This is a genomic window from Marinobacter sp. L-80 (assembly GCF_056859395.1).
The window spans coordinates 1-7,928 of the sequence record NZ_JBSXOI010000057.1 but is presented as its reverse complement, the minus strand read 5'-3'; the positions used below and the strand labels follow the sequence as shown (position 1 = coordinate 7,928).

The 7,928-nt window shown below is 49.6% G+C and carries 6 protein-coding genes; 4 read left to right on the top strand and 2 right to left on the bottom strand.

Features of this window, described 5'->3' with window-relative positions; translation table 11 throughout:
- Window positions 1-480: 480 nt before the first annotated feature.
- From AC13E3_RS08310 to AC13E3_RS08300, 3 genes are all read left to right on the top strand, one after another.
- Window positions 481-1,080 (top strand): outer membrane beta-barrel protein, encoded by a 600-nt coding sequence (locus tag AC13E3_RS08310; RefSeq protein ID WP_092033972.1) that lies wholly within the window; start codon window positions 481-483, stop codon window positions 1,078-1,080.
- A gap of 63 nt (window positions 1,081-1,143) precedes the next feature.
- Window positions 1,144-1,806: a HEPN domain-containing protein gene (locus AC13E3_RS08305; RefSeq protein ID WP_092033975.1), complete on the top strand. Its 663-nt coding sequence runs from the start codon at window positions 1,144-1,146 to the stop codon at window positions 1,804-1,806.
- A 146-nt stretch (window positions 1,807-1,952) separates the two neighbouring features.
- Window positions 1,953-4,403: a PDDEXK-like family protein gene (locus AC13E3_RS08300; protein WP_092033977.1), complete on the top strand. Its 2,451-nt coding sequence runs from the start codon at window positions 1,953-1,955 to the stop codon at window positions 4,401-4,403.
- Window positions 4,404-4,476: 73 nt separating this feature from the next.
- On the opposite strand, the gene AC13E3_RS08295 is transcribed toward AC13E3_RS08300, so the two are convergent.
- Window positions 4,477-4,770 (bottom strand): MbcA/ParS/Xre antitoxin family protein, encoded by a 294-nt coding sequence (locus AC13E3_RS08295; RefSeq protein ID WP_092033980.1) that lies wholly within the window; start codon window positions 4,768-4,770, stop codon window positions 4,477-4,479.
- Window positions 4,760-5,071 (bottom strand): hypothetical protein, encoded by a 312-nt coding sequence (locus AC13E3_RS08290; protein ID WP_254775544.1) that lies wholly within the window; start codon window positions 5,069-5,071, stop codon window positions 4,760-4,762. The genes AC13E3_RS08295 and AC13E3_RS08290 overlap by 11 nt, the downstream gene beginning before the upstream one ends.
- A gap of 1,065 nt (window positions 5,072-6,136) precedes the next feature.
- On the opposite strand from AC13E3_RS08290, the gene AC13E3_RS08285 reads away from it, so the two are divergent.
- Entirely contained in the window at window positions 6,137-6,994 is an 858-nt protein-coding gene (locus AC13E3_RS08285) for a hypothetical protein (protein ID WP_092033985.1), read from the top strand.
- Window positions 6,995-7,928 lie beyond the last annotated feature (934 nt).

Below are 7,928 nucleotides of genomic sequence, written 5' to 3'. Positions count from 1 at the left end.
CGAAAGCCGAGAACCCGCGTCGCTGGTCTGGTGATATCCGAAACTTCAGCTTGCCGGAATCAGTCACTCTGAACCCGGAAAAGGCGGCCAATTGTTAAAGAGCTGATGACTTAAACGCGACATCTACGTTGACAGACTCCGACTCACTCATACGATCATTTGGGATATTTTATATTGTTATAGCTGGTAAAGGCGCCCGACCTCCGAATGAGTGGCTGCCACCACAGGGTCGGTGCGGCTATTTAGCAAGGTTCAAGCGCATGGTGCTCATCTATAGGTTAGAGTTCTCCGAGGAGGAGCGGCGCTTCCTCGATTGGTTCCTGGCATCTTGCTAATGCTCATCAAATCCAATTTTTCCACCTCTCTCGCCTAAATCTGGTACAGCGACACCGTCTGTCGGAAGCTGCTTGTAGAGTGCACTCGGAGTCATCCCAACAAGGCTTTCGGTGACTCAATCATTTTCTCTAGAAGGATTGGTTTATGAGAGTTTCCCTGTGGTTTTTGATTTTTGCCTCTGTTCTTTCGATAACGGCAGCCCATGCAGCTGAAGGCGATGGTGGCTATTTCGGGGTGTCTGTAGGCCAGGCAACAGTTGATGACTTCTGTGGTGGTGGCGAAAGTACTTGCGACGACAGTGCCCTGAGCCTTCGCGTGCACGGCGGCAGTCAGCTGAGTTCCTTTGCCAACCTTGAATTCGGTTACAGGTATATCGATGAGGTCGAGGCCTCTGGCGTTATCAACGGTATTGGCGTGGCGGCCGCCGTGAACGGGCATTTCGTGGATACGACTCTCCAGTTAGGTATGCCCGAAACGGGGCCTTTCAAAGTCTTCACCAAGGCGGGTTTACTCTTGTGGCGATTGAACTATGACGTGGCTGCCAGCAATGGATTTCAGACATTCTCAGCCAGTGATAGCGATTCGGGTGTCGGGTTCCGAACGGGGCTGGGGGCTTCTTATGAACTGTCCGAAGATGTACGTCTCAGGGCAGACTGGGATTTCCTGGTCAACATTGGCGATGAAGACGAGCTTGGCGAAACCGATATAAACGTCTTTACTGTAGGGCCAGAGTTTACGTTCTAAGGCTCCGAAATCAGATACCCGGCCTGTGGATGAGACGCTTAAATCACAAGGAGGTGAAGTCCAATGGACTACCACGATCTGAAACAGCGGCATCGAGCAGAGAGGGAGGGCTTTCACAGCAATCTCTCTCTTCGTGTCCACCGTTCCCTTAGCTGGTTGCAACGAGCCGAGCAGGCCGAAGATCTGGATGGCCGGTTTATCTTTCTCTGGATTTCCTTTAACGCCGCATATGCAACGGAGATTGACGAGAACTATCGTCGATCCGAGCAGTCTGCATTTCGGGAGTTCCTGCAGAAACTCTGCGATCTGGACGATAAAAAGCAGCTTGAAGGTCTGGCGTGGTCAGAGTTTCCGAGAAGCATCCGGCTTTTGCTGAGCAATCAATATGTTTTTCAGCCCTTCTGGGACTTTCATAATGGAAAGCTGACTGAGCAGGAATGGCGGGATCAATTTGATGCTGCTCGAAGAGCTGCGCAAGCGGCGCTTGGCCATCAGGACACGGCTACGTCGATTGGTATTGCGCTCAGCCGCCTTTACACGCTCCGTAATCAACTCATTCACGGTGGGGCCACCTGGAATAGCTCGGTGAATCGCGAGCAGTTGCGTGACTGTGTTGCGCTGATGTCGAAGCTTGTTCCCATCATCCTAACGATCATGATGGATCACCCCGGTACGCTGTGGGGTGATGCATGTTACCCAGTGGTTTCTGAAACGAGAGCGCTTTAGTGTAATTGATACCAATCATCTATAGTGTTGAGAAAGTGGCATTTGCAAGAAATGATTGGCTCGTTAGAAAAACCATGAAAAAAATAGTCCGTGGAAACGGGGTAGAAGCCGGACACATTTGAATTCCGCATAGCAAGGAGAGCTTGTTGAGTCAGGAATTAGTGAACGTGCAGCCTATTTTGAAGCCCGCCGACATCCTTGCAGGTCTTGGTGGCGCCGACCGAAACCTACTTGCAACCTGCATTGCGCTCTTTGAAGACAGCACACTTACTCGCCGGCTTGAGCATTGGTATAAAAAGTTCGAGAATCTCGAGTGGAATCGCTGGAGACGAGCATTGAATGACAGCAGGGAGGAGGACTTCGGAGGTGTGCAGGATACACAGGCAAAGTGGCTCTCGTCCGATTTCAGTGATGATGATTTGCGGCTCATACTCTGGATCCATCTCCGCAGTGCACTTGAGTTACCTGCGCGATTGAGCGCAACTCATCGAGGCTGTGCTCTGTTGGGTGATGATGTCACCGCAAAACTTATTAGTTATCTAGACCCACCAGGCGCAATTAAGTCAGGCAAGCGTTGGCTTTGTGAAAAAGGTTGGCTGAGCGCTGGCCAGCCGGCGACGAGACTCTCCGATATTGTGCTCCCTGTCTTAGATGAGTTGCTTGAATGCTCTCAGCCGAAAGAGGGCTCATCGGTCGGCCGCGAGAATCGCCGAGAACGGCTGGCCGAGGCGCTCATCTCACTCAGAACTCTCTCAAAGAAAGACCGTGAAGCTTTGTTGGAGGATACAGGCGCTAACGATGCGAATGATAAAACCATTCAAAATTCGCTGCTCCTCGGGGGAAGTTTGAGCCTTTTTGGTATTGGAGTCAGCTCAGCGGGTTTTTCTGCTTATATTCTTGCGGCACAGGTTTCGGCTTTTATACCGATGGTTACAGGGCCAGGGCTCGTTTCGTTTGTCTCCGTAATATCGAACCCCATCTCGATTATTGCTGCAACCGGCGGGGGTGCGTGGTGGCTGGCTCGATCTGCTCGCCAGAAAGCCAATTTTTCTATTGCCTCGCGCGTTGTTGCCATGCTGGTAATCCAAGGTTTGCAAACAGGCTCATCTGGCTTGGAGAGAATCTGCGCTAGTTTTCGTCGTGTTCCTGGACTGATCAGCAGTGACAAGCTGAATGATCTACTGAGCGATAAGCACCGAGATGCCTGGTATGACGAATGGCAATTATTGCGAGCGTTATGGGGGGCAAGCCCAGAAAAGCCGGCAGAGAAAGTAATGCATCTTATGGAAGCCGCCGTTAAGGATGATGTTTCTGAACCCAGGAAGCGAAAAGCTGGTCATTCTGAGTCGGAAAAGGAACGCGTAAACGCTGGTGTCTTTAGCGCCTTAACCGTGGGTGAAATGCTATATAGCGCAGCAGCAATAGATCCGGAGGTAATCAAAGCGGTTGATTTTTCAAGGGTCGCAGAGATTGACGGATATGTGGAGTTTGCCCAGGTGGCTTCCGAGATTCTGAGCGGGTCAGATAGCGCGGTGTTGGGTGGCATTAGTCAGTTAAAAGGCTATGTGGCAGAAAGAGCTGTAGCGGCCGACCTGGTCTCGTCGGGCCACACTGTGAGCTTTCCTGAGGCATCAAATACACCGGGGTTCGACTTGATTGTTGATGGGCAGCCTTTTCAGGTGAAGTTTCATGAATCCCTTCAGGGAATTCGTGAACATTTTGACAGATACGATTACCCGGTTTTTGCCAACTCCGACCTAGCCGGAAAGATTCCAGACGACTTGGTCGATCACGTTTTTTTTATCGAGGGGTTAAGCAGTGAGGTAATAACAGAAGTGGCAGAGTCGTCGTTAAATGCAGCCGATCAGATGCTGAACTCCTCGAGTATGGCTTCAGCCGGAGCCATCAGTATTGCTCGAGGTCTCATCGCTTATCGAGATGGCTCTCTGACGCGGCACCAGTTGGTCGAGCAGGTGCTACTGGACGGTATGGTGAGGGTCGGTCTGGCGGGAAGTGGAGCTGCGATTGGGTCGGCTGTAGGCTTAGTCACTTTCGGCCCTGCAGGCGCCTGGGTCTTTGGGACAGGCGCACCCATTCTCGCCGCAATGCAAACCAGTAACGCGACGATGTGGGTCAAGGGGCTTGTGAGGAGTGAGCAACAGCGACTTTGGGAACGACTGGCTCATGCGCGAATTGACGATCTTCAAAGTGCGGTTCGAAGAGCTTTAAAAAATAAAAGGGAGCTGATTAACAGCAAGATAGCTGAAGCGCCAAAGAATGAAGCCGGTAATTATCTGAAGTGGCGTTTTGAAGAAGACATTCGATATGCCCTTGAGTGCGATATGCGAATCGCGTCTTTGTCTGAGATTTCAATGCCAACTCCTGAAAGGCGCGCCTCTGAGCTGTTGCGATCAATCGCCAGTTGCAGTGTCCACCCATCTCTTTACCCAACAGAAATGCGCGCTGTAACCCATTGTTTGGGTGAGCGGCCAGGACTCCGTGAGTTTCTCGATCGAGAAACCATTGATGGTTTAAGCGATATGACCAGAGGCTACACGGACAGTTTGATTCGATGGTTTAGAGACAAAACTCGCTAAGAGCTTCTTGGATTAGTTGACCACTACATACGGTAAAATTTCTAGACCTGTGAAAGCCTCTAATTTACTAGGGCTACCGAGTAACGAAAAAATCCAAATAATTGAGAACTGCCCTTACACCTTCGGGCGTCCGGATCAGCTCCAATGGCATCGCACCCAAACCTGAATTGTAAGTGCGCATCCAATGCGCCATGTTCTCTCGGTCATTTCCTACCAATGCATTAAGCCGCAATCTCAATAGCTTCATTAATTCCCTGACTTCGGCTTCCGAAAAATGGGTGAAGACGGCAACCTTTTCCAGCTCATGACGATTCAGTCCCAGTTGATCGGCGAGTGCATTCAGGGCCTCGCTTTTATCACTGACCATATTTCACGCGCTCTAGGTGGTAGAAAACTTCCTTGAGGGCAGATGGTTCACCGGAGAGAATCAAATCCAAAGGCGATTGGCCATAAAACGGCGGGTTGTGGTTAACTGCGCTCATGAATCCGTACTGATTTTCAGGATTCTGGAAAAGGTCTCGAAGCGAGGCGTGAATGTTCAGCAGATACGAAACCCTCGAGCGTTGCTCATTGTTGAAGCACGGCAATGACTGGGGTGAGCTCAGTGTTTCACTATCAACGTGGATTAGCTGCGCCTGACACGCCGTATCTAGTCCCCACTTATCCATAATTCTGATTACCGTACGTAGGCCTATTTGATCATTTTGGGTCAACGTTCGATCGGTCGATTCTGATGACATTGTGCAGATCCTTTAACGACATTTATAGCCAACAGCGAGCCTTGAATTCTGTTCACACTTTGAGCCTGCCTGCCTCGCTACATAAGCACTGCTAACGATGGGTGGTTTTACCTTACACTAATATTGTCGTCGTCGTTTTGTCTATAAAAACCTTCAAGTATTTGAAGTGCTATCCGAAGTGCTCTTCAGCCGCACTTGCAAGCAGCTACGAGCGACATACGCGCGTGGAATAGTGATTTTCAGAAGTGAGTTACATATATGTAAAACAAGTCTTACATATATGAGACTCGACAGTGATCGATGATTTTTCCTCAATGGTAGTTTATGCGACCTTTAAACTGCTCGCCATGATTGCCCACATGGAAATTTTTCAAGAACCCTGAAACAAGTTCGTATGGAAGAGGTAGTTCGTGTGGGCAGAGTTGTTCTGCCGACTTAGAGACTCTGTATCGTCGTGGAACAATTTGCTTTCATGTTCTGCCCATGGTATCTGTATAACAGTTACTTTTCGGCCAACGCTATGTCTTAAATTTGTATCCTAAAAAACATAACCAAGCAACTTGCCTGAACTTCATTATTAAATTATCAAATGGCATTTTTACTGAGTCAAATTTCAAGTCAGCCGATTTACTTGCCTGATGAGCGAAGTAAGATTAACAATTCAGATGATTTGCTTGCTTTGTTGACGAGTTAAAGTTCTATGCGTTTAATTTCGTTACGCACTATGGATTGCTTTTGTTTCGATGGGTATATTTCATTCCGTTAAACATAACTAAACGAAAATTTTACTCTCTAAAGAGTCAGCCCACACTAAGGCCTTTCAAAATTGAATGAATTGCTTGTTGCAAACCGAAGGCATATGGAAACAAAGAGATTTCTCTGTCGGCTTTTATTTACGTCAGCGGTGCCGGATGGCTTGGCGCCACAAGTGCCAGAGTTTAACAGATCGTCCGGTGGTTGGAATGTGTTCAAATCGGTTCGGGAATTGTTGTCATGACGACTTCGAACGTTGGTGAATTTTTCGATACCTCAGTTCTGGTGCTCCACCCCTCAAGCGCGCCGAGTGTATTTGCCGCCGATGGTGCTCTTGAATTCGAAGAAGAGAGCTCCATCGCGCTTCCGATGCAGAAGAAGTTAAAGGATGCGATGGTGGTTGCGCTGAGTGACTTTGCAAAGTTTCGGAAAACACCGGACGTCGCTCTTGAGTTCAGGCTTAGGGTCGAATCGCAAAACGGAATTGAATTCCCTGCCACTCATGTGGTCCGGCTCATCGGTCCGGAAGTGGTTTCATCAGATGTGTCGTTATACAGGGCGGCAGCCCGCTTTATACTGGCCCAATGGGTGAAGCAGAGGTCGCTTGATGAACAAGAGACAGAGCATCTGCTCTCAGAAGCCGAGAAAGCTTTTTTGAAAGAAGTCGGTGAGGGCATTGCTGCCAACTTTGCAGGTAGGTCAATTAGCCGAGGGTTTGTTGTTCGGTTTGGCATGGATGACCTGGGAGGGTTGGTCATACAAGGCGTAATGCCTTCTTTGACGATTGACCAAGCCGCGCAAGCCACTGTTCTCGGAGTTGGGGGGCCGCTTGGATTCGATGAAGTCAAAGGTTCGGTAACGATGTGGATCAGCAAGTCTGTCTCAGAAGACCTTCAACTGCCAGGTAGTAGCCGGGTACAAGCACAATGCCATGATTTAGAGGCTCTCCGCGTGCTGGCGCAAGCTTATGCAAACCGCAACGAAATTGAGTTCAAGGCACTGGTTCAGCAAGACGCCAGCAACAAAAAGCCCGTTATCACAATTTTGGAGTTAAAAGAGGTACCGCTCGGCGACCCGGATCAATTTCACCTCGAGTGAATTGGCCGGGTTGTCGGTTGAGGTGAAAGGGGTCTTGTTCGTGGACAATAAGCAGCAGCCACTGAAATATAGGCTAATACCAGCTCAAGGCCGTCATGGAGTGGCCCTACGGCAGGTTTCCTTAGCACCAAGCCCGCATAGGATCTTGCTCGCCCAAAGGGCCTGCCATAGTCTTCGTTGAAGGTATCTAGTGAAATCGTCACATCGTTTGCCCGTGAGAATCCGCCGTCGAGCAATAAATTGTCGGCACGCTGGGATTCTTCTGGCCGACTTTTTATCAAAGCCACGTAACTGGTCTCTGGCAGCCCGAAACAGTCAACAACAAGCCGAAGTAGGCGTGACTCTTCTGGCAGGTTTGTCAGCAGATGGCCGTTTCTGCCGATGAGGTTTGAGGCTTGGTCCAACGAAGGTAGAAACCCGCTATCGCTCAGCTGGTCTCTCGACGGCAGCCTTTCAGTGAGTTCGAGTAATCTTGGCCAAACCCCAGGTGGGCGAGACTTCAATAAGTACTTGGGTAATGATCGCCCATAAAGGTAGGTCTTTTTACCCTTTTGAGGGTCGAAGACTTTAAAGCGGATACTCGCATTGATTCGGTCCACAAAAGTTTCAACGTCAGCAAGCTCTCCGGTTTCAAGCCGCAAGCAGTGTTCAATTCGGTTCGTGTCGTAGCCAAGTGCCATCAGTCGCAGACTCTCAACCACATTTTTGGGAGAGAGTCTCGTTTGTTCAGAAAATACAGTGGACGGGGAAATGTCATTAGGTGGCGGCTCAATGGTCCAATGGTGGATCTGAAGTAAGCGCCGTTAAATCGACCCACTTGCCCTAATCGTATTGAGCCACTTTTTTCAAAGCCAACAACTCGGCATTCCAGGGCAGCAAGGCTTCAAGCTTCTCCAGCGTGTCGGCCTTAGCAATTCGTTCCAGCACATGGTGG